Source organism: Variovorax sp. FW305-3-2-15-B-LB1 (assembly GCF_058787635.1).
In genome coordinates, this window is record NZ_JBYSZY010000029.1 from 17,572 (window position 1) to 37,710 (window position 20,139).

Sequence of the window (20,139 nt, forward strand, 5' to 3'; positions counted from 1 at the left end):
GCCTGTTCGGCGAGACGGGGTCAGAGCCCAAGGGAACAAAGGCCGCGCAGTGCCTTATGGCAACCCAGGCGCCGGCATCTGACCCCGGCGCAAGCCCCGCGCGACCCACGGGAAAAAACGAAGCGAATTACTTGCCGGTGAGCTTCTTGCGGATGTCGACACCCACGCCCTTGTTGACGAACTGCGTGGTCGCGACCTTCGACAGGTCGATCTCGCCCGGCTTGTACAGGCCGGCCTTGACCATCTTGTCGTAGAAGTCCTTCACGCGTGCTTCGTCCATGGCGCCGATGCCCTTGGTGAGCGAGTCGCCGCTGTCGATGATGCCCATCTTCTTGATGAGATCGATGGAGCCCTGCAGCGCGGCCGGCGTGGCGTCGGGGTTGGTCTTGGCGATGAGTTCGTTGGCGGCCTTGTTGTCGCCGTACAGGTAGTTGTTCCAGCCGACGATCGAGGCCTCGATGAACTTGCGCACCGTCTCGGGCTTGGTCTTGATGAGGTCGGCGCGGGTCTCGATGGTGGTGGCGTAGGTCGAGAAGCCGTGGTCGGCCAGCAGGTGCACCACCGGGTCGAAGCCTGCCTGCGCCTTGATCGACAGCGGCTCCGAGATGGCATAGCCCTGCTGGATGGATTTCTTGTCGGCCAGGAACGGGCCCACGTTGAAGGTGTAGGGCTTGAGCTGCGCGTCCTTGAAGCCGTGCTCCGACTTCATCCACTGCCAGAAGCTGAACTGGCCGTCCTTGCCGATGAAGGCCACGGGCGCCTTGGTCATGTCCTTGAAGGTGTCGTAGCCCTGGCCCGGGTGGGCGAACATGGCCTGCGGGTCTTTCTGGAAGATGGCCGCGACCACCACGGTGGGCACGCCGTTCTTCACGTTGTCGAAGGACTGCAGCAGGTTGCCGGTCATGAGGAAGTCGACCTTGCCGGCCGGCAGCATGGGCCGGTTGTTGACCATCGGGCCGCCCTGCATGATTTCCACGTCGAGCCCGTACTTCTTGTAGGTGCCGTCCACCAGCGCCTGGTAGAAGCCGCCGTGGCCGGCCTGCGCCTTCCAGTTGGTGGCGAACACCACTTTGTCCTGGGCCTGTGCGGCGAAGGCGGCGCCTGCGAGGGCCAGGCCGAAGGCCAGCGGCCGAAGAGAGAAAGCGGGGATGCGCATGGGGACGGACTCCTGTGGAGGTTGGGGTGGGGACGGGATGCGAAGACTAAATGTTTTTCTCAGCGCTCGACGGCCATCTCGGGCGTCCAGCCGCGCGTCTTGCCGGGGTTCATCAGGCCCATCGGGTCGCTGCGCTTCTTGAACTCGATCTGCTGCGTGTCGATGGTCTTCATGCCGCCGTCCTCGATGGTGAAGACGTGCGGGTTGAAGATCTGCGCGCCGCCCTGCGACTCGATCTCGCGCATCACCTCGTACTGGTGGGCCTCGCCCTTCCAGCGCACGAGCAGGATGCCGAAGGTGCCGCACTGGCCGTTGGCGCGCGCGAAGTCCTGGTGCTGTAGCACGTCGTCGCCGAAGATCTGCATGTGGCGCTCGACCACGGCCGGGTCGAAGGGCTGGGCGTAGGCCACCTGCAGGTAGGTCCAGCTGCGGTCGGCCTTCAGCGCCTGCAGCGTCGTGTGGTTGAAGGCGCACTCGTAGGCCGGCGGCAGGCCCTCGGCCTGCAGCTCGGCCTCGGTGCCGGCCACCGACAGGGTGCCGCCGTGCGCCGCCGCGAGCGCGCGGAATTCGGTCATCGATTCGGGCGAGACCATGGTGAACACCGCGTGCCGGTCGGGCGGAAAGCGATCGCCCATGGCCGTGTAGTAGGGCGAGAAGCGCGCCTCCACGGTCGACAGCAGGAAGATGTCCAGCGACGGCGCCTGCGCGGCAATGCCGAAGTCGAGCGCGCCGCGGTAGGTGTCGAACAGCGCCGTGCAATGCACCCAGTCGACCGCCGGGCTCAGTGCCACTTCCACGTCGAGGATCACGCCGTTGGTGCCGTAGGCATGGTGCACCTGCTGGATCTCGTCGCCCACCAGCTCGATGACGCGGGGCTCGCGCTCCACCGTCATCACGCGCGCGCGCAGCAGGTTGCCGGGGTCGCGCAGGATGCCGTGGCGGAACGAGCCGATGCCGCCGAAGCCGCCCGCGATGAAGCCGCCGATGCTGGCCACGTGCCAGGTCGAGGGCCACATGCGCAGCGCCTGCCCGGTCTCGCGCGCGGCCAGGTCGATGTCGTGCATGCGCGCACCGGCCTCGACGCGGATGCGGCCGTCGGCCAGGTCGAGCACGCGGCACATCTGCGTCACGTCGAGCACGAGCCCGCCTTCAAGCGGCACGCACTGGCCGTAGTTGCCGGTGCCGCCGGCGCGCACGGTGAGCGGCAGCTTCCACTTGGCGGCCACGGCCGCGGCCTGGCGCACGTCGTCCTCGGTGCTGACCTTGACCACGAGGTCGGCCACGCAGCCCGCGAGCTGCGCCGTGAGGATGGGGCTGTACCAGTAGAAGTCCTTCGACAGCTGCTTGCGCTGGCTGGGCGTGGCGATCACGTTCAGGCCGCGCAGCTCGTCGCGCACGGCGTCCCAGTCGACGGTGGACAGCGGGGTTCTAGCGTTCACGGCGCATTTCGCTTTCATGCCAGTGGCCGAGCACGAGGCGCGACAGGGCGGCGAACACGATGAAGATCACGATGCCCAGCAAGGACACCAGCAGCAGCGCCGCGAACATCATCGGGATCTCGGTGCGGAAGCTCGATTCGAGGATGCGCGAGGCCAGCCCCGTCTCCTTGCCCGCCGTACCGGCCGTGAACTCGGCCACCACCGCGCCGATCAGGCTCAGGCCGCCGGCGATCTTCAGGCCCGCCATGAAGTACGGCAGCGCGCTGGGCGCCAGCAGATAGCGGAAGGTCTGCCAGGGCGAGGCCTTGTACAGCTGGAACAGGTCGCGCAGGTTGCTGTCGGCGCTCTTCAGGCCGATGACGGTGTTCGACAGGATGGGGAAGAAGGCCACGATCCACGCGCACAGCAACAGCGCCGCGGTGGTGCTCGACACGTAGATCAGGATCAGCGGCGCGATCGCGATGATCGGCGTCACCTGCAGGATCACGGCGATCGGGAACAGGCCGATCTCCACCCACTTGAACAGCGCGAAGGCAATGGCCAGCAGCACGCCGCCGACGATGGCGGCGCCCAGCGCCAGCAGCGTGAGCTTCACCGTGAACCACAGCGCGCCCGAGAGCGAACCCCAGTTGTCGAACAGCGTGCGCAGGATGAGCGAGGGCGCGGGCAGGATGTAGTGCGGGATGTCGTTGGCACGCACCATCCATTCCCACACCAGCAGCAGCGCGGCGACGATGACGACCGGCACGACGATGCGCAGCGTGGCCTCGCGTCGGCGCAGCTTGTCTTCGTGCGCGCGCAGCGTCTCGGCGGACGGCGTGGCTTCGTTGGTGTCGAGGGGCATCACGGTTTCAATGGTCGATGTCGAGGCCATGGAGCGCTCCGTGCAGAGATTGCGAAACAGCCGTGCAGTGCGCGTTGTAGCGGCTGGAGGTGCGGAAGGCTTCTCCGCGCGGGTAGGGCTCGTCGATGGCGATCTCGTCGATCACGCGGCCCGGGCGCGCCGCCATCACGACGATGCGGTTCGACAGGTAGACCGACTCGTACACGCTGTGCGTGACGAACACGATCGAGAAGCGGTGCTCGCGCCAGATGGCCAAGAGGTCGTTGTTGAGCTTGATGCGCGTCATCTCGTCGAGCGCGGCAAAGGGCTCGTCCATGAGCAGCAGGCGCGGGTGCGTGACCAGCGCGCGCGCGATCGACACGCGCATCTTCATGCCGCCCGAGAGCTCGCGCGGGTACACGTCGGCAAAGCGCGAGAGGCCGACCAGCTCCAGCACGTGCTGCACCACCGGCGCGGCTTCGTCGCGGCTCATGCCCGCGAGCTTGAGCGGCAGCCAGACGTTGTCGAACACCTTGGTCCAGGGCATGAGCGTGGGCTCCTGGAACACGAAGCCCAGGTCGCGGTCGCTCTTGCTGTCCTTGGCGCTGCCGGTGTTGGCGCCCGACCATTGCATGTCGCCCGAGCTGATGCGGGTGAGCCCGGCGATCAGCCGCAGCGCGGTGCTCTTGCCGCAGCCCGAGGGGCCCAGGAAGCTGACGAAGTCGTGCTCGCCGATGTCGAGCGTCATGCCCTGCAGGGCGAGCGTGCCGTTGGCAAAACGCTTGCCGACGTTGCGCAGGCGGACCAGGGGCGGCGTGGATGGCGTGGTGCTTTCCATGGGACTCCTTGGCGTCAGCGCCATGCGGGAACGTTGGCCAGGCGCGAGAGCGGGAAGCGGTCGATCTCGTGCAGCAGCTCGACGAAGCGCTGGCCCACGTGGTCGAGCACCGCGGCGCCCTTTTCGGCGCTGGCGCGGGTGGCGTCGCCGGCGGCGCCGGCCGGGTTGATGTCGTGCATCTGCCAGCCGAGTTTGCCGCTGGGCGTGATCGACAGGAACTTGTTCTCGGCCGCCAGTTGCTCGGTCATGGAGCCGAAGTTCTGGAACTGATCCTTGCGCACGTAATCGGGCGTGAGGTGCAGCATCACCGAGCTCTCGAGGTCGCCGGCATGGATGCCGTGCTTGCCTTCGTGCGCGGTGAACAGGCCCTCGGGCAGGCCCAGCGTGTACCAGTTGGCGGCCACGACCATCATGTCGTGCTCTTCGCGCAGGTCGCGCGCCACGATGTCCATGACGCTCATCTGGCCGCCGTGGCTGTTGTAGAGCACCAGCTTGCGCACGCCGGCCTTGGCGACGCAGGCGCCGACGTCCTTCCACAGAGAGATCAGCGTGTTCGCCGACACCGTGAGCGTGCCCGGGTAGCGCGAGTGCTCGTTGCTCTTGCCGTAGGGCACGGTGGGCAGGAACAGCACCGGCAGGTCGTCGGGCAGGTAGGGCAGGCTGGCGCGCACCATGCCGTCGATGGTGGCGGTGTCGGTCGACATCGGCAAATGGGGGCCGTGCTGTTCGGTCGCCCCCACCGGCAGCACGGCGATCAGCCGTTCGCGGTCGAGGCGGGAGAACTCTTCACTGGTCAGGTCGGACCAGAAGCGGCTGCGCAAGGGGGGGTGATTCATCGGGGTGTACCTCGTGGCGGGCGGACGGGATGATGGGCTAAATTATCCATACGGTCAAAAAAGACTGGCTATCCGTGGATACCCGTTGATATTTATCAAGCAAACCGCATGCCATCAAATTTGCACGGACGGTCAAAAGTCGAGCCGTCCGGGCACCCGGCGCCCCGGGGTCACCAGCGCATGCGCAGCCCCAGTTGCCCCTGCACGCCGGTCTGCTCGGTGATGCCGATAGCGCTGGTGTAGGCCAGGCCGCCGTAGACCGACAGCGTCCGGTTCACCTGCCCGACGATGCCGCCGCCCACTTCGAGGGCGCTCGCGTTGCGGCGGTTGGCGACCCGGTCGCTCGGCCCGAAGTAGATCGCGTTGCTGCCGCTGAAGGTGTGCCACAGGTTGAGCTTCAGGTAGGGCTTCCAGACGCCGCCGCCCGCCTCGAAGCGGCCTTCGAGCCGCGCGCCCAGCCGGCCGGTGACGGCGTTGTCGCGCTCGAAGCGCACGCGCGCGAGGCCGTCGTCGAAGTCGTCGAGCGAACTGCGCTGCCAGATGAGCTGCACCTGCGGCTGCAGCGTGACGGTGTCGCTCAGCGCCAGCGGGTAGCCGGCCTCGAGCGATGCGGTCACGCTGGTGCCGTGCGGGCGGCCGCCGCGCCCCAGGGTGGAGCGCGCATCGGCCTTGTAGCGCGTGGCCAGCAGCACGGCGTCGCTGTACCAGCCGCTGCTCGCGATGCGCGTCCAGTAGGCACCCAGGCTGTAGCCCTCGACGGTGAGCCGGCCGGCCGCCGCGTTGGTGGCGCCGCCGGCCACGCCGCTCGCGTGGCCGCTGGCCCGCGTGTAGCCGCCCAGCACGCCGACGCGGTGGCGCCCGCCCGCACTGTCGGTGGCCGCCAGAAAGTCGTGGCCCAGCTGCAGGCCGCTCACGCTGCCGTCGAACTGCGGATTGGCATCGCCGCGCAGGCGCTGCCGCGTGCTTTCGCCGAACACGCGGCCCCACGAGGCCTGCCGGCCTTCACCGTCCGCGAGCAGCTGGGCGTCGCCCTGCCGGTCGTGGAAGGTGCCCAGCTGCGCCAGCCCGAGGCGGCGCACGGCGATCGGCAGGGCGCTGTACAGCGGCACCTCGGGCCGGTAGAGCTTGACCTGTTCCACCGTCGCCGGCGCGCCGGTCTCGGCGATCACCTCGGCGGCTTCTTCCAGCGAGCCCACCACGGTGCCGCCCACGAGGTAGCCGTTGTTGCGCAGGTACCAGTTGTCGCGGTGGCCGCCCGTCGCGCCGCCGCGGAACAGCCGGTAGTTGTAGGCACCGGCCTCCACCGCCTGGGTCAGCGAGAACGCGTGGTCGGCCGTGGTGCCGCCGTTGACGGCCTGCACCACCAGGATGCCGTCGGCCAGCGTGGGCGCGCCCAGGCCGCCGCGGTTCACCACGCGCAGGCCGGTGGACCCCGTGGCCGCGCCGCCGTCGATCACCAGCTTGTCCGAGGGCGCGTTGTCGCCCGCCAGCACGGTGTTGACCTGCAGCAGCGCGCCGCTGCCGCCCACGTAGTTGCCGCGCACCGTGAAGGCGCCGAAGCCGACGCCGTCGTTCGGGCCGGGCAGCAGCGTGCCCTGGTTCGTCACGTTGCCCGCGAAGGTGCCGGTGCCGGCCACGGTGGCGCCGGGCAACACCGCGATGACGGGGCTGGTCAGCGTGGCGGGCAGGGTGAAGCGGCCGGACTCGACGCGGATCGAATCCGAGAAGCTCGCGTCGGTCTGCCACGACCACGCGGTGCCGCGCATCGTCAGGTGCTGGAAGTTGCGGAAGGCGTTGTCGACCGTGCCGCTGCCTTCGAGAAAGGTGCTGGCCGTCTTGCCGACGCCGCCGTCGGCACCGCCCTTGATGACCGAGCCGGTCTGCAGGATCAGCGTGCCGTTGCCGAGCGCGCCCATGTAGATCGCGTCGGTGCTGGCGGTGCCGCCGTGGCCTTCGATGGTGCCGGCATTGACCAGCACGTCGTTGCCGTTCTGGCCGCGGTAGCCGTAGCCGTTGGCGCTCGAGAGCGTGGCGCCGGCCCGGTTCTCCACGCGCGAGAAGAAGGTGCCGCCCAGCGTGTTCGCATGCACCGCGTCGGCGCCGCCCGACGGCGAGTTGGCGCCCGTGGTGGCGATGCTGCCGGTGTTCACCAGCAGGTTGGCCACGAGGTTGCCGCCCTGCAGGTACACGCCCTTGGCCGAGGTGCCGATGGCCGAGATGCTGCCGTTGTTGAGCACCGTGTTGCCCGGGCCCAGCAGGGAGATGCCATGCGAACTGCCCCCGTGGTGACGATGCTGCCGTTGTTGGTGATGCGCGTGCGCGTGCTGCTGTTCGACGTCACCAGGATGCCCGTGGTGCCGCTGCTCGTGGTGCTCAGCGTGCCGTTGTTGGTCAGCGTGTTGTCGTTGCCCGTGGCGACCATCGCCGCGCGCGCCGAGCCCGAGCCGCCCGACACCGTGATGGTGCCGTTGTTGGTGATGGTGCTCGCATCGCGCACCAGCAGCGCCTGCGTGGCGTTGGTGGTCAGCGTGGCGCCGCTGTTCACGGTGATGGTGACGCCGGTGCTGCCCGGCGTGGCGATCACGCTGGGCGATACGGTCGTGGTGCCGTCGCAGACCACGGTGTCGCCGGTGACCGGCGTGGCGGTGGGGCCGCAGGCCGCGTGCGCGGCGCCGGCCAGCCCCGCCAGGGCGGCCGCAAGCCAGGGAAGGGGGGATGCCGGGTGACGGCGGGAAAATGGAAACCGGGGGCCTCGCTCCATGCGCATGTCGTCTGCTCCTTCTTGTTTTTCATGAGGCCGTGGGGGCCTGGAGCGGCGGATTATTCAGTGCAATTGCCCTTCTGGAAACCGACGAACTTCCGTACTCACCGGGTCGGTCCCGATGGCGCGCCGACTTGAATGCGGCCCTTGTTGAGCCTATAACTCAAGCATGGTCTCTTGCTCGTCGCAAGACGGAAAGGAGGCGCCGTGAAAAGACGCATCTATTGGCTGTTGCCGGACCTGGCGAGTGCCAGGCAGGCGATGCACGATCTGCTGCAGGCGCGTGTCGACATCGCGCACCTGCATTTCGCCGCACGCGAAGGCCAGGACATGGCCGGGCTCCATGCGGCCAACGTCTGGCAGACCTCCGACCTCGTTCACGCCGCCAAGACCGGCTGGGTGCTCGGCACCGCCTGCGGCGTGGTCGTCGGGCTGCTGGCCGCGCTGCTGTTCCCCGTGTTCGGCGACGAGCCCGAATGGGCCGTGGCCGTGGGCCTGGCGCTGCTGGGCGGCGTGGTGGGCGCATGGTCGGCCACCATGGTCGGCGTGTCGATTCCGAGCCCGCGGCTGGCGCGCTTCGAGAGCGCCATCGCGCAGGGCCAGGTCCTGTTGATGGTCGACCTGCCGCCGTCGCGCGTGCGCGAGGTCGAGGCGATGCTGGAGGCCACGCACCCCGAGGCCCGCTTCGAGGGCGAAGAGCCGCGGATCCCGGCAATCCGCTGAAGCCGCCGCGCATGCGACTCCCGGAACCCACGATGGCCACCCCAGGGAGCGCAGCACATGACCATCGCCGTCGTCCTGTTGCTCATCGTGGTGGCCTCGGTGGCGTTCCACGCCGTCAACCCGTGGTGGACGACGCCGCTGGCCTCCAACTGGCAGCGCATGGACGACACGCTGACCATCACGCTGCTCATCACGGGCCTGTTCTTCGTCGTCATCAACCTGTTCCTCGCCTACACCGTGGTGCGCTTTCGCCACCGCGAGGGGCGCCGCGTGGCGCCGCATGCGCCCGAGAGCCGCACGCTGGAGCGCTGGCTCATCGGCGGCACCACCGTCGGCATCATGGCGCTGCTGGCGCCCGGCCTCGTGGTGTACGCGAACTACGTGCGCACGCCGCATGACGCGCTCGTGCTCGAGGTGCTGGGCCAGCAGTGGCAGTGGCGCTTTCGCCTGCCGGGCGCGGACGGCAAGCTGGGCGCGACCGACGCGCGCTTCGTCAGCGCCGCCAACCCCTTCGGGCTCGACCCGGCCGACGCGGCGGGGCTGGACGACCTGCTGGTTCCCGGCGACGAGGTGCACCTGCCGATCGGCCAGCCGGTGCTGGTGCTGATGCGCTCGCACGACGTGCTGCACGACTTCTTCGTGCCGCCCATCCGTGCCCGCATGAACATCGTGCCGGGGCAGGTCAGCCGCTTCTGGTTCACGCCCACCGTCGCGGGCCGCTACGAGGCGCTGTGCGCGCAGCTGTGCGGCGTGGGCCATCCGAACATGCGCGGCTTCGTGGTGGTGGAGGACGCGGCGGCCTACGACGCGTGGCGCGCGGCGCTGCCGACCTTCGGCGCGATGCAGTTGGCGCAAGCGGCCAAGGCGGCGCAGGCTGCCCAGGCACCGGCCGGCGGTGGCGGCCGCGTCGACCAGGGCCGCGCGCTGGCCGACGCCAAGGGCTGCGTGGCCTGCCACACCATCGACGGCAGCGCGCGCGTCGGGCCGACCTGGAAGGGCCTGTACGGCAAGACCGAATCGATGGCCGACGGCAGCACCGCGCTGGTCGACGAGGCCTACCTGCGCAGCTTCATCCGCGACCCGCAGGCGCGCCATGTGAAGGGCTTCCCGCCGGTGATGCCGAAGATCGACCTGAGCGACGAGGAACTGGCCGCGCTGGTGGCCTACATCCAGAGTCTGGGCAGCCCGCCGGCGCAGGCTGCCACCGAACAGAAGGCCGCGCGATGACCGACGCTGCTGTGCTCACCCCCGACGACGAACACGACGACGGCGGCCACGCGGCGCCGCAGGGCTTCCTGCGCCGCTACGTCTGGAGCCAGGACCACAAGGTGATCGCCGTGCAGTACGCCTGCACCGCCATCGCGGTGGGCGTGGTCGGGCTGGTGCTGTCCAACCTGATGCGGCTGCAGCTCGGGTTTCCGGGCCAGTTCGAGTTCATCAACGCCGAGCGCTACTACCAGTTCGTGACCATGCACGGGATGATCATGGTGATCTACCTGCTCACGGCGCTGTTCCTGGGCGGCTTCGGCAACTACCTGATCCCGCTCATGGTGGGGGCGCGCGACATGGTGTTTCCCTACCTCAACATGCTGAGCTTCTGGGTCTACCTGCTGTCGGTGGTGGTGCTGATGGCCAGCTTCTTCGTCGCGGGCGGCCCCACCGGCGCGGGCTGGACGCTGTACCCGCCGCAGTCGATCCTGCCCGGCACGCCGGGCCACGGCGGCGGCATCGTGCTGATGCTGGTGTCGCTGCTGATCTTCATCGTGGCCACCACCATGGGCGGCCTGAACTACGCGACCACCGTGCTGCAGGCGCGCTGCCGGGGCATGACGCTGCTGCGCATGCCGCTCACGGTGTGGGGCATCTTCGTGGCCACGGTGCTGGCGCTGCTGGGTTTTCCGGCGCTGTTCGTCAGCGGCGTGATGCTGCTGCTGGACCGCACGGTGGGCACCAGCTTCTTCATGCCGGCGCTGGTGTCGATGGGGCAGCTGTCGGGCCACAAGGGCGGCAGCCCGCTGCTGTTCCAGCACCTGTTCTGGTTCTTCGGCCACCCCGAGGTCTACATCGTGGCGCTGCCGGCCTTCGGCATCGTGTCGGACCTGATCAGCGTGCACGCGCGCAAGCGCATCTTCGGCTACCGCACGATGGTGTGGGCCATCGTGGCGATCGGCGGGCTCAGCGTGGTGGTGTGGGCGCACCACATGTTCGTGAGCGGCATGAACCCGTACTTCGGCTTCTTCTTCGCCACCACCACGCTGGTCATCGCGGTGCCCACGGCGATCAAGGTCTACAACTGGCTGCTCACGCTGTGGCGCGGCGACATCCACCTGTCGGTGCCGATGCTGTTCGCGCTGGCCTTCGTGTGCACCTTCGTCATCGGCGGGCTCACGGGGCTGTTCCTGGGCAACGTGAGCGTGGACATTCCGCTGTCGGGCACCTACTTCGTGGTGGCGCACTTCCACATGGTGATGGGCGTGGCGCCGCTGTTGGTGGTGTTCGGCGGCATCTACCACTGGTTCCCCAAGATGACCGGGCGCATGCTGGACGACCGGATCGGCCGGCTGCATTTCTGGATCACCTTCCTGGGCACCTACGCGATCTATTTCCCGATGCACTATCTGGGCGTGCTGGGCATGCCCAGGCGCTACTACAACTTCGACGGCTACAAGTTCATCCCGCCGTCGGCCTTCAGCCTGAATGAATTCATCACCGTGGTGGCGCTGGTGGTCGGCGCGGCGCAGCTGCTCTTCATCGTCAACCTGGCCTGGAGCGCCTGGCGCGGCCGGCCGGCCGGCGCCAACCCGTGGCGCGCCGCTTCGCTCGAATGGCAGACACCCGAGACGCCGCCCGGCCACGGCAACTGGGGGCCGCGGCTGCCCGTGGCCTACCGCTGGGCCTACGCCTACGGCGTGCCGGGCGCGGCGGAAGACTTCATCGCGCAGAACGCGCCGCCGCAGGCCAGCGACGACGAGAGCGACGTGCCGGTGAGCGGCGCGCGGGGAGCACCGGCATGAACGCGGATGCCGCCCTGCGCCTGCGCGGCCTGCCCCGCGACGTGCGGCTGCGCGACGCGCACGCGAGCGCCGCGGGCATCGGCCTGTGGGTCTTCATGGGCGTGGTCACCGCGCTGTTCTCCCTGTTCACCGTCGCCTACGTGATGCGCATGAGCAGCGGCGACGCGGTCGCGCTCGCGCTGCCGTGGCAGCTGTGGCTCAGCTCGGCGCTGCTGGCGGCGGGCAGCGTGGCGCTGGAAGCCGCTTCGCGCCGCGTGGACCCGGCGCGCATGCGCCGCCTGCTGCTGGCCGGCGGCCTGTGCGCCGTGGGTTTCCTCGGCGTGCAGCTGTGGGCCTGGGCCGCGATGGCGCACGCGCAGGTGCTGCCGGCGGGCAACCCGTCGGGCAGCTTCTTCTATCTGCTGACCGCCATGCACGGGCTGCACCTGGCGGGCGGCCTGGTCGGGTGGGCGATGGCGGCGCGCGTCGCGTGGGCCGACCCCGCCCGGGCCGGATGGCGCATCGCGCTGTGCGCGCGCTACTGGCACTTCATGCTGGCCGTGTGGCTGGCGCTGTTCGCGCTGCTGGGGTGGGTGACGCCGGAGGTGGCGCGCGTCCTCTGCGGCACGGCGTGAGGAGGCTTCGCATGAACTCCAGCACCGCAACCCTCACCGGCTCCGCCGTCGCCGCGAGCGGCTGGCGTGGCCTGGTGGCCGACTGGTCGTCCGACCGCCAGGCCTTCCACGTCTCGTGGGGCAAGGCCATGATGTGGATCTTCCTGCTGAGCGACATCTTCATCTTCAGCTGCTTCCTCACGGGCTACATGACGGTGCGTGTCTCGACCACCGTGGCCTGGCCGAATCCGAGCGAGGTGTTCGCGCTGCACGTGGGTGGGGCCGACGTGCCGCTTTTGCTGATCGCGATCATGACCTTCGTGCTCATCAGCAGCAGCGGCACGATGGCGATGGCGGTCAACTTCGCCTACCGCGGCGACCGCGTGAACGCCGCCACGCTGATGCTCGTGACCGCCACCTTCGGCGAGCTCTTCGTGGGCATGCAGGCCTTCGAGTGGTCCAAGCTGATCCTCGAGGAGGGCGTGCGGCCCTGGGGCAACCCGATGGGCGCGGCGCAGTTCGGCGCGGCCTTTTTCATGATCACCGGCTTCCACGGGCTGCACGTGTCGGCCGGCGTGGTGCTGCTGTTCGCGGTGGCCTTCAAGCTCATCCGCGGCGACTACGACAAGGCCGGCAACTACCAGGTGGTCGAGATCGTGGGCCTGTACTGGCACTTCGTCGACCTGGTGTGGGTCTTCATCTTCGCGCTGTTCTATCTCTGGTGAGGACCATCATCATGAACACCACCCACGCCACCACCGGCCAGCAGCACCCGATCGGCCTGTACCTGAAGATCTGGGGGCTCCTGTTCGTGCTCAGCGCGATGTCGTACATGGTCGACTACTTCCATGTGCAGGGCTACCTGCGCTGGGGCCTGATCATCGTCTTCATGCTGCTGAAGGCCGGGCTGATCGTCGCGGTCTTCATGCACATGGCGTGGGAGCGGATGGCGCTGGTCTACGCGATCCTGCTGCCGCCGCTGTGCCTTTTGGTGCTGGTCGGGCTGATGGCGGCGGAGGCCGACCATACCTTCCTCGCGCGGCTGGCGTTCTTCCGCTGACGGGCCTGCTGCTCAGCGCCGCACCACGAAGCGCGTGATCACCGGTGGCGACTCGCCCAGGTGGAAGGCCAGGCGGCGTTCGCGCAGCGCCATGTCGGCGGCGGTGGCGCGGTTGAAGCGGCGCAGGTGGTCGGTCCACGACTCGTCCACGATCTGTTCCACGTAACGTTCGGGCTGCGCGATGTCGTGCAGCAGCTCCCAGCCGATGGCGCCCTGGCCCAGGCGCGCGCGCCGGGTCTGCTGCATCACGAGGTGGAAGGCCGCGGCGCGCGACGGGTCGATGAGGTATTCGACCGTGATCACCACGCGGCCGTCTTCCTGCGGCGCCTCGGCCGGCGGGCCGGCGGCCCAGCCGGCCTGGGCGGGGCGCACGTCGTCCTCGCCGCTCACGTCGGTCACCCAGCGCATGGCCGCGAGCATCAGCAGCGTGCCGCTCACGGCGGCGATGGCCAGGCTCAGCTTCAGCGACGTGACGGTGGCCACCTGGCCCCACAGCGCCGCGCCGATCGCGCTCGCGCCCATGATCGCCATCTGGTAGGTCGACATGCCGCGCGCGCGCACCCAGTCGGGCAGCGCCAGCTGGGCCGACACCGACAGCGAGTTGGCCACCGTGATCCACGCCATGCCGCCGAAGAACATCGCCGGCACCGCGACCCAGGCGTTGGGCGCCACGGCCATCACGGCGGTGGCGGCCGACTGCAGCATGGCGCCGCGCAGCACCAGCTGGTCGCGCCCCAGCGCCTGGCGCAGCCGCGGCAGGAAGAGCACCGCGATGATCGCGCCCGTGCCCATGGCGGCCAGCAGCAACGTGAAGGTGCCGGCGCCGCCGCCCTGGAGGTTGCGCGCCAGGAGCGGCAGCAGCGCCAGCAGCGCGGTCGAGTGGAAGAAGAACAGCGACACGCGCGTGAGCACCGCGCGCATGCGCTGCGACTGGCGCACGAACTGCACGCCCACGCGCATCGCGCTGATGAGCTTCTCGCGCCCCAGCGGGTTGGGCGTGTGCTCGCGGCGCCAGCGCAGCACCACGAAGCCCGAGGCCACCGACAGCACCGCGTTGAGCGCGAACACCCACACGCTGCCCGCGCTGGCGATCAGCATGCCGGCCGTGAGCGGGCCGACGATGCGCGAAGCGTTCATGGCGATGCCGTTCAGGCCCAGGGCCGCCGGCAGTTGTTGGCGCGGAACGAGCTCGGGCACGATGGCCGAGAACACCGGCCAGCGCAGGGCCAGCCCGATGCCGTTGGCGAAGGTGAGCGCCAGCAGGAGCGGCGCGGTCATCACGTCGAGCGCGATGGCGGCGCACAGCACCACGGCGGTGCCGGCCAGCCAGAACTGCGTGGCCACCAGCCAGCGCCGGCGATCGAGGATGTCGGCCAGCGCGCCGCTGGGCAGGCCGAGCAGGAACACCGGCAGGGTGGAGGCCGACTGCACCAGCGCGACCCAGATCGGCGAGGTGGTCAGCGAGGTCATCATCCACGCCGCCGCCACATCGTTCATCCACATGCAGATGTTGGCGATGAGCCAGGTGCTCCACAGCATGCGGAACACGGGGAGCTTCAGGGGCTCGAGCGCCGCGAGGTTCGAGGGCTGCGGCCGGGCCGGCGGGAGGGGTGTCTCTTCGGGGGATATGGGCGGCATGTCGCGCTATTGTGGCGCGAGGCGGCGCGCCTAGCCCCGGTCGCTGCGTGCGAGACGGTGTTCCAGGCGGCGCAGCAAGGTCGTGAGCACCAGCGTCATCACCCAGTACACCACCGAGATCGCCAGGTACGGCTCCCAGTAGCGCGCATAGGCGCCGGCCACGGTGCGCGCGGCGTAGGCCAGTTCGGCCAGGCCGATGGCCGACACCAGCGAGGTGTCCTTGAGCAGCGCGATCGCGTTGTTGCCCAGCGGCGGCAGCATGCGGCGAAAGGCCTGCGGCAGCACCACGTAGCGCATCACCTGCGCCGGGCTCAGGCCCAGCGAACGGCCGGCGTCGAACTGCCCGCGCGAGATCGACTGGATGCCGGCGCGGAACACTTCGGAGATGTAGGCCGCCGAGTTCAGCGTGAGCGCGACCACGCCGGAGATGAGGGCGCCGTGCTCCTGCTTGAGCGTGCGCGCCAGCTCGCCGTCGATCAGGATGCCCGTGCTCGGGTGGATGAACACCGGCATCACCGCGAAGTGGATGAGCAGGATCTGCACGAACAGCGGCGTGCCCCGGAAGAAGCTCACGTACACCGTGGCGGGCCAGCGCAGGAACACGCGCGTAAGCCAGGTCCACGGCGCATGGCGCGCCTGCGCCAGCCGCGCCAGCGCCAGGCACAGGCCCCAGCTGGCGCCCAGCAGCACGCAGACCACGGTCATGCGCAGCGTCATCCAGGCGCCCTGCCAGAACAGGTCCTTGTATTCCACGAGGATGTCCCAGCGGAACCATCCGAAAAGCAGCACTGGTTGTTCCATGCTTGCGTCCTCAACTCTCTGTCTATCTGTCGGTCAGCGGAAAAACGAAACGGCCGCGTGAGGGCGGCCGTGTTCAGGAAAATGCCGTGCGGCTCAGCGCACGTTCGGGTCCTTGTTGAACCACTTCTTGTAGATCGTCACGTAGCTGCCGTCGGCGCGGATGGCCGCCAGGCCGGCCGACAGCTTGTCGAGCAGCGCCTTGTCGCCCTTCTTCACGACGATGCCGAAGCCTTCTTCGGGGAAGGACTTGTCGTCCAGCGTCTTCAGCTCGGGGTGCTGTGCCACGCGGTAGGCGATCACGCCGTTGTCGCCCATGGCGGCATCGACGCCGCCGCCGGCCAGCTCGGAAATGATGAGCGGCGTGCTCTCGAAGCGGCGGATGTTGGGGCTGGTCTTGCCGAACTCGCGCGAGGCGATGTCGTCGGCGGTGGAGGCGCTGACCACGGCGATCTTCTTGCCCGTGAGGTCCTTCAGCGAGGCCACGGTGCTGTTCTTCGGCAGCGCGATCAGCTGGCGCGCCGCGAAGTACGGCGGCGTGAAGTCGTAGCTCTGCTTGCGCTTCTCGTTGATGGTGACGCCCGAGATCACGAGGTCGACGTCGCCGTTGTTCAGCGCGCCGAAGATGCCGGTGAAGGGCGTGTTGACGATCTTGATCTTCAGGCCCTGCTGCTTGGCGATGGCATTGATGATGTCGATGTCGAAGCCGACGATCTGCTTGTCCTTGTTCTCGAAGGCAAACGGCGCGTAGGTGGCGCTGGAGGCCACGGTGAGTTCGCGGTTCTGGGCCTGGGCACCGAAGGCGAGCGTGGCGGCAGCGAGGCCGAGGGCCAGGGCGCGGCGTAGAGAGTTCATTCGGGGTCCTTGTGTCTTTGCCGCCCGGCGGGAAGCGGTGGGCGAGCATTTTAGGCGGTCGCTATCGGGACCCCTTGCCGCCTACCGGGCGAACAGGAAGTAGAGCGCGACCGCCACCACGGCCACGACGGCGATCACCTTGCCCGCGCGGGGCGAGCCGGAGGCGCCAGTGGAACTCCACGTCACGCTGCGGGAGCGCACGGTCTTCGTGCGCCCGCCGCTGCTGCGCTCCGTGCGGACGAGCGCGTCGGCCACGACCTGCCGGCCTTCCGGCGAGACCGCGGACATCGGCGTGGCGAGCATCTGCAACTGCGCGGGCGTCAGCACGCCGGTGCGCACGGCCCAGGCGAGCGTGGCGGCCGGCGAGGCGGGCGCCGCCCATTCGGGTTCCTGGGCGGGCAGCAGGCTGAAGGCCTGTGCGTGCTGCGCAGGATCGATCAACTGCAGCGCCTGCAGTTGATCGAGGGCGCTCTCGGTCACGCCGTCTTCTAGGCGGTTCGCCATGAGGCTGATCTCGAGCAGCACCCAGGCCGGCGCCTGGCCGCTGACCATGGCCACCGCATTCGCCACGGTGCGGTGCGCCTCGTCTTGCGCGCCGGGGGCGGCGCGGGCGCGCAGGCCGGGCAGCGACTCCGGCGCGACGATGCCCTTGGCGGCCGCCCAGCCCAGCGCTTCGCTCGGGGTGCGCAGCGCGGTGTTCGGCAGGTCGGGGTGCGCGAGCGCCTGCGCGTGTTCCGCGTCGGTCAGCAGGCCCAAGGTGTGCAGGTGCGACAGGGCCCGTGGGCCAGCTTCTTCGGGATTCATGGGGCCCAGTGTCCCAGAGGTCTTGCGAAGGGCCGCGACGCCAGCCCGGCGCTCCCATCGTGTGCGTTACTTCTCGGTGCACGTCCAAATTTGGGCATCGAATCGATACACAACGCATCAATTAGTTAACACATATAACAATGAGGAACTATTAAAAGCAATTGCTCAGGGAAGAAGGTATGCCATTGGTTTTGGGCGTCATGGGGCTCCCTCAGGTCGAGGTCGAGCTGCTGCGGATCATCGTTCGCCTCAGTTCCAATCTCCGGTCGTTGTGGACGGTCAGCGAGTCGCAGCCCTGCGACCTGTTGCTGGTGGACGGCGATGCGCCGGCCGCCGAGCGGCAGACACCGGCCGCGCGCTTCGTGGTGCCGATGGTGGCGCGCGGCGAGGCCGTGGCCGCCGCGCCCGTGCGCCGCACGCTGGCGCGTCCCATCTACGCGGAAGAGCTGGTCGCGTTGCTCAACCAGGTCGCGCCGAGCGGGGCCTCGGGCGACGCGGCACGCGCCATGGTGCGCTCGATCCGCGCGCGCGCTTCGCTGATCCGCTGGCCCTCGCAGGTGACCCTGCAGCGCCATCCGATCTACGTGCGGCTGGCCGCTGCCCTGTCGAAGAGCGCGCAATCGGCCGAAAGCCTCAGCGTGCTGGGCCGCATCGACGTGCAGGAGTGCAGCACCTTCCTCGGCCTGCTGGAGGAAGAAGGCGCGCTGACCTGGTCGGAGGAAGCCCGCGCGCCGCGCCCCTCGGGGGCCAGTGCCGGCGCCGAGGCCGCGCAGCACAAGCGCGGCCTGCTCTCGCGCATCCGCCGACGCCTCGGGCTGGCCTGAGCGGGGCGCCGGCATGAGGGATTTCAAGCTCGTCTTCACGGGCCCGATGGGCGTGGGCAAAACCACGGCCATCGCAGCCATCAGCGAGACCGCGCCGATCGCCACCGAGGTTGCGAACGCCGACACCTCGGTCGCCAAGGCCACCACCACGGTGGGGCTCGACTTCGGCCAGGTGACGCTGGACAACGGCGACCGGCTGCGCCTGTACGGCACGCCGGGCCAGAGCCGCTTCGACTTCATGTGGAAGATCCTGGTGCGCGACGCGCTGGGCCTGGCGATCCTGCTGGACAACAGCCGCCCCGACCCGATGGCCGACCTGGCCCAGTACCTGGACGGCTTCGCCGGCGCGCTCGAGCGCATGCCCTGCGCCGTGGGCGTGAGCCGCCTGCCGTCGCACCCCACCCCCACGCTCGACGACTACGCGCAGGCGCTGGCGGCGCGCGGGCTGGTGCTGCCGCTGCTGGCGGTCGATCCGCGCCGCAAGGACGACGTGGTCGCGCTGATCGAGACGCTGCTGATGCAGATCGAAGTGCTCGACGAGGAGGCCGCGCCATGAAGATTCCCCACGCCCTGAAGCTGCGCGCCGCAGTGGAGGCCCGCCGCGTGCTCGACGAAGTGAGCGGCGTCGCCTCGGTGGTGGTGGCCACGCCCGACGGCTTCGAGATCGCCAGCGTCGCCCGGCGCGACGTCGAGCCCGCGCGCATCGCCGCCATGGCCAGCTCGATCGCCGCCATCGGCGCCGTGGTGTCGCAGGAGGCCGGCCTGGGCCGCTGCACCTGCATCACGGTCGCGACCGACAACGGCTTCGCACTCGTCAGCCCGGTGCACAGCGGCGAGACCTCGCTGGTGGTGAACGTGATCGCCGACGCCGACGCGGTGCTCGCGCAGGCGATGTACCGCACGGCGGCCTGCGTGCGGGCGCTCGAGGCGCCGCAGCCCTAGGTTCTGGCTACGAATTCACGGGCGGAGACGGATTGGCATGCGACGTCTCCACCCTCTTTTTTCATTCGCATGAATTTCACTCACAGGACTTACTGACATGGCCTCGATCCAGACCAGCCTCGACTCCCTCCTGACCGCCGACGGCGCCCTGTGCGCTGCCGTGGTCGACTCCGCCAGCGGCATGATGCTGGGCGCCGCCGGCTCCGGCGTGGACCTCGAAGTGGCCGCCGCCGGCAACACCGAAGTGATGCGTGCCAAGCTCAAGACGATGCGCGCGCTGGGCCTGAGCGACACCATCGAAGACATCCTGATCACGCTGGGCAAGCAGTACCACCTGCTGCGCCCGATGGCGCAGAAGGAAGGCGTGTTCATCTACTTCGTGCTCGACAAGGCGAAGTCGAACCTGGCGCTGGCCCGCCGCAAGCTGCAGGACGTCGAGAAGGACATCACCTTCTAATCCATCCGCCAAGGCGCATCGCCGTCGGGCCGGCTCCCTCGCGGGAGGCGGCCCTTTTCTTTTTTGGGGGCGGCTACTTCGCCAGGTGCCCCAGCGGCAGCGCGCTGTTGGCCTTCACCTCGCCCAGCGAGAAGCTGGTGTGCAGGTCTTTCACGTTCGGCAGGTTCATGAGGTTCTGCCGCGCGAAGGCCGAGAAACCGTTCAGGTCCTGCGCCACCACCTGCAACTCGAAGGTGCCGGTGCCGCTGATGTAGTGGCAGGCCACCACCTCGGGCATCTTGCGGATCGCGTCCTCGAGCTTGCGCGTGGCTTCGTGGGTGACGCGCTCGGTGTCCACGCGCACGAAAGCGAGCACGCCCAGCCCGATCTTGTGGCGGTCGATCTCGGCGCGGTAGCCCTTGATGAAGCCGGCGTCTTCCAGCGCCCGCACGCGGCGCCAGCAGGGCGCCGCCGACAGGCCCACGCGCTGCGCCAACTCGGCGTTCGTGAGGCGGCCATCGGTCTGCAGTTCTTGCAGGATAGCGAGGTCGAACTTGTCAATGCTTTCCATAGGGGTGGATGTTAAGCAAGATTCTTTC

General features: G+C 69.0%; 22 protein-coding genes. 11 read left to right on the plus strand and 11 right to left on the minus strand.

The genetic code is table 11. The features are described 5' to 3' along the window. Positions 1-127: 127 nt before the first annotated feature. The 6 genes from AC3WQR_RS18435 to AC3WQR_RS18460 form a co-directional block, all read right to left on the minus strand. Positions 128-1,156, minus strand: coding sequence for an ABC transporter substrate-binding protein (locus AC3WQR_RS18435; protein ID WP_070063250.1), 1,029 nt, complete (start codon positions 1,154-1,156; stop codon positions 128-130). Between the two features lie 59 nt (positions 1,157-1,215). Then, positions 1,216-2,613, minus strand: a complete 1,398-nt coding sequence (locus AC3WQR_RS18440) for an FAD-binding oxidoreductase (protein WP_492743090.1) — start codon at positions 2,611-2,613, stop codon at positions 1,216-1,218. After that, entirely contained in the window at positions 2,585-3,469 is an 885-nt protein-coding gene (locus tag AC3WQR_RS18445) for an ABC transporter permease (protein ID WP_216360118.1), read from the minus strand. The genes AC3WQR_RS18440 and AC3WQR_RS18445 overlap by 29 nt, the downstream gene beginning before the upstream one ends. Beyond that, positions 3,447-4,256: an ABC transporter ATP-binding protein gene (locus AC3WQR_RS18450; protein ID WP_062479639.1), complete on the minus strand. Its 810-nt coding sequence runs from the start codon at positions 4,254-4,256 to the stop codon at positions 3,447-3,449. Before AC3WQR_RS18450 ends, AC3WQR_RS18445 begins: the two co-directional genes overlap by 23 nt. Before the next feature lie 14 nt (positions 4,257-4,270). Continuing rightward, positions 4,271-5,092 (minus strand): creatininase family protein, encoded by an 822-nt coding sequence (locus tag AC3WQR_RS18455; protein ID WP_062479637.1) that lies wholly within the window; start codon positions 5,090-5,092, stop codon positions 4,271-4,273. Positions 5,093-5,262: 170 nt separating this feature from the next. Continuing rightward, positions 5,263-7,329 (minus strand): autotransporter family protein, encoded by a 2,067-nt coding sequence (locus AC3WQR_RS18460; RefSeq protein ID WP_492743091.1) that lies wholly within the window; start codon positions 7,327-7,329, stop codon positions 5,263-5,265. A gap of 30 nt (positions 7,330-7,359) precedes the next feature. Between AC3WQR_RS18460 and AC3WQR_RS18465 the strand changes: the two genes are divergently transcribed. The 7 genes from AC3WQR_RS18465 to AC3WQR_RS18495 all read left to right on the plus strand — a co-directional run bounded on the left by AC3WQR_RS18465 (position 7,360) and on the right by AC3WQR_RS18495 (position 13,243). Further along, a complete protein-coding gene (locus tag AC3WQR_RS18465) occupies positions 7,360-7,818 on the plus strand; it encodes a hypothetical protein (RefSeq protein WP_492743092.1) in 459 nt (152 codons plus the stop codon). A 242-nt stretch (positions 7,819-8,060) separates the two neighbouring features. Then, a complete protein-coding gene (locus AC3WQR_RS18470) occupies positions 8,061-8,576 on the plus strand; it encodes a hypothetical protein (RefSeq protein ID WP_062479635.1) in 516 nt (171 codons plus the stop codon). 57 nt (positions 8,577-8,633) lie between these two features. Further along, positions 8,634-9,803 (plus strand): cytochrome c oxidase subunit II, encoded by a 1,170-nt coding sequence (locus AC3WQR_RS18475; protein ID WP_492743093.1) that lies wholly within the window; start codon positions 8,634-8,636, stop codon positions 9,801-9,803. Then, complete coding sequence (locus tag AC3WQR_RS18480) at positions 9,800-11,590, plus strand: cytochrome c oxidase subunit I (protein WP_492743094.1); 1,791 nt, start codon at positions 9,800-9,802, stop codon at positions 11,588-11,590. The genes AC3WQR_RS18475 and AC3WQR_RS18480 overlap by 4 nt, the downstream gene beginning before the upstream one ends. After that, a complete protein-coding gene (locus AC3WQR_RS18485; RefSeq protein ID WP_307637684.1) occupies positions 11,587-12,204 on the plus strand; it encodes a cytochrome c oxidase subunit 3 family protein in 618 nt (205 codons plus the stop codon). Before AC3WQR_RS18480 ends, AC3WQR_RS18485 begins: the two co-directional genes overlap by 4 nt. A gap of 11 nt (positions 12,205-12,215) precedes the next feature. Further along, positions 12,216-12,908 (plus strand): heme-copper oxidase subunit III family protein, encoded by a 693-nt coding sequence (locus tag AC3WQR_RS18490; RefSeq protein WP_487847620.1) that lies wholly within the window; start codon positions 12,216-12,218, stop codon positions 12,906-12,908. An 11-nt stretch (positions 12,909-12,919) separates the two neighbouring features. Next, the gene (locus AC3WQR_RS18495) at positions 12,920-13,243 is read left to right on the plus strand and encodes a cytochrome C oxidase subunit IV family protein (RefSeq protein WP_095747775.1); all 324 of its coding nucleotides are present in this window, start codon (positions 12,920-12,922) and stop codon (positions 13,241-13,243) included. 12 nt (positions 13,244-13,255) lie between these two features. Here the strand turns inward: AC3WQR_RS18495 and AC3WQR_RS18500 are convergent, their stop codons facing one another. From AC3WQR_RS18500 to AC3WQR_RS18515, 4 genes are all read right to left on the minus strand, one after another. After that, a complete protein-coding gene (locus tag AC3WQR_RS18500) occupies positions 13,256-14,881 on the minus strand; it encodes an MFS transporter (RefSeq protein ID WP_070063242.1) in 1,626 nt (541 codons plus the stop codon). Between the two features lie 30 nt (positions 14,882-14,911). Continuing rightward, positions 14,912-15,682: an amino acid ABC transporter permease gene (locus AC3WQR_RS18505; protein ID WP_307582189.1), complete on the minus strand. Its 771-nt coding sequence runs from the start codon at positions 15,680-15,682 to the stop codon at positions 14,912-14,914. A 93-nt stretch (positions 15,683-15,775) separates the two neighbouring features. Next, positions 15,776-16,534: a basic amino acid ABC transporter substrate-binding protein gene (locus AC3WQR_RS18510; protein ID WP_062479619.1), complete on the minus strand. Its 759-nt coding sequence runs from the start codon at positions 16,532-16,534 to the stop codon at positions 15,776-15,778. A gap of 81 nt (positions 16,535-16,615) precedes the next feature. Continuing rightward, positions 16,616-17,338 (minus strand): hypothetical protein, encoded by a 723-nt coding sequence (locus tag AC3WQR_RS18515; RefSeq protein ID WP_492743095.1) that lies wholly within the window; start codon positions 17,336-17,338, stop codon positions 16,616-16,618. A 200-nt stretch (positions 17,339-17,538) separates the two neighbouring features. Here AC3WQR_RS18515 and AC3WQR_RS18520 point away from each other — a divergent pair, with 200 nt between their 5' ends. From AC3WQR_RS18520 to AC3WQR_RS18535, 4 genes are all read left to right on the plus strand, one after another. Continuing rightward, a complete protein-coding gene (locus AC3WQR_RS18520) occupies positions 17,539-18,162 on the plus strand; it encodes a hypothetical protein (protein WP_492743096.1) in 624 nt (207 codons plus the stop codon). A 13-nt stretch (positions 18,163-18,175) separates the two neighbouring features. Then, complete coding sequence (locus AC3WQR_RS18525; protein WP_070063237.1) at positions 18,176-18,718, plus strand: GTP-binding protein; 543 nt, start codon at positions 18,176-18,178, stop codon at positions 18,716-18,718. Next, positions 18,715-19,104 (plus strand): roadblock/LC7 domain-containing protein, encoded by a 390-nt coding sequence (locus AC3WQR_RS18530; RefSeq protein ID WP_489060715.1) that lies wholly within the window; start codon positions 18,715-18,717, stop codon positions 19,102-19,104. The genes AC3WQR_RS18525 and AC3WQR_RS18530 overlap by 4 nt, the downstream gene beginning before the upstream one ends. Positions 19,105-19,201: 97 nt before the next feature. Continuing rightward, complete coding sequence (locus AC3WQR_RS18535) at positions 19,202-19,561, plus strand: hypothetical protein (RefSeq protein WP_492737465.1); 360 nt, start codon at positions 19,202-19,204, stop codon at positions 19,559-19,561. Positions 19,562-19,634: 73 nt separating this feature from the next. Here AC3WQR_RS18535 and AC3WQR_RS18540 read toward each other — a convergent pair whose 3' ends face one another. Beyond that, the gene (locus tag AC3WQR_RS18540; protein ID WP_062478228.1) at positions 19,635-20,111 is read right to left on the minus strand and encodes an Lrp/AsnC family transcriptional regulator; all 477 of its coding nucleotides are present in this window, start codon (positions 20,109-20,111) and stop codon (positions 19,635-19,637) included. Positions 20,112-20,139: the final 28 nt, after the last annotated feature.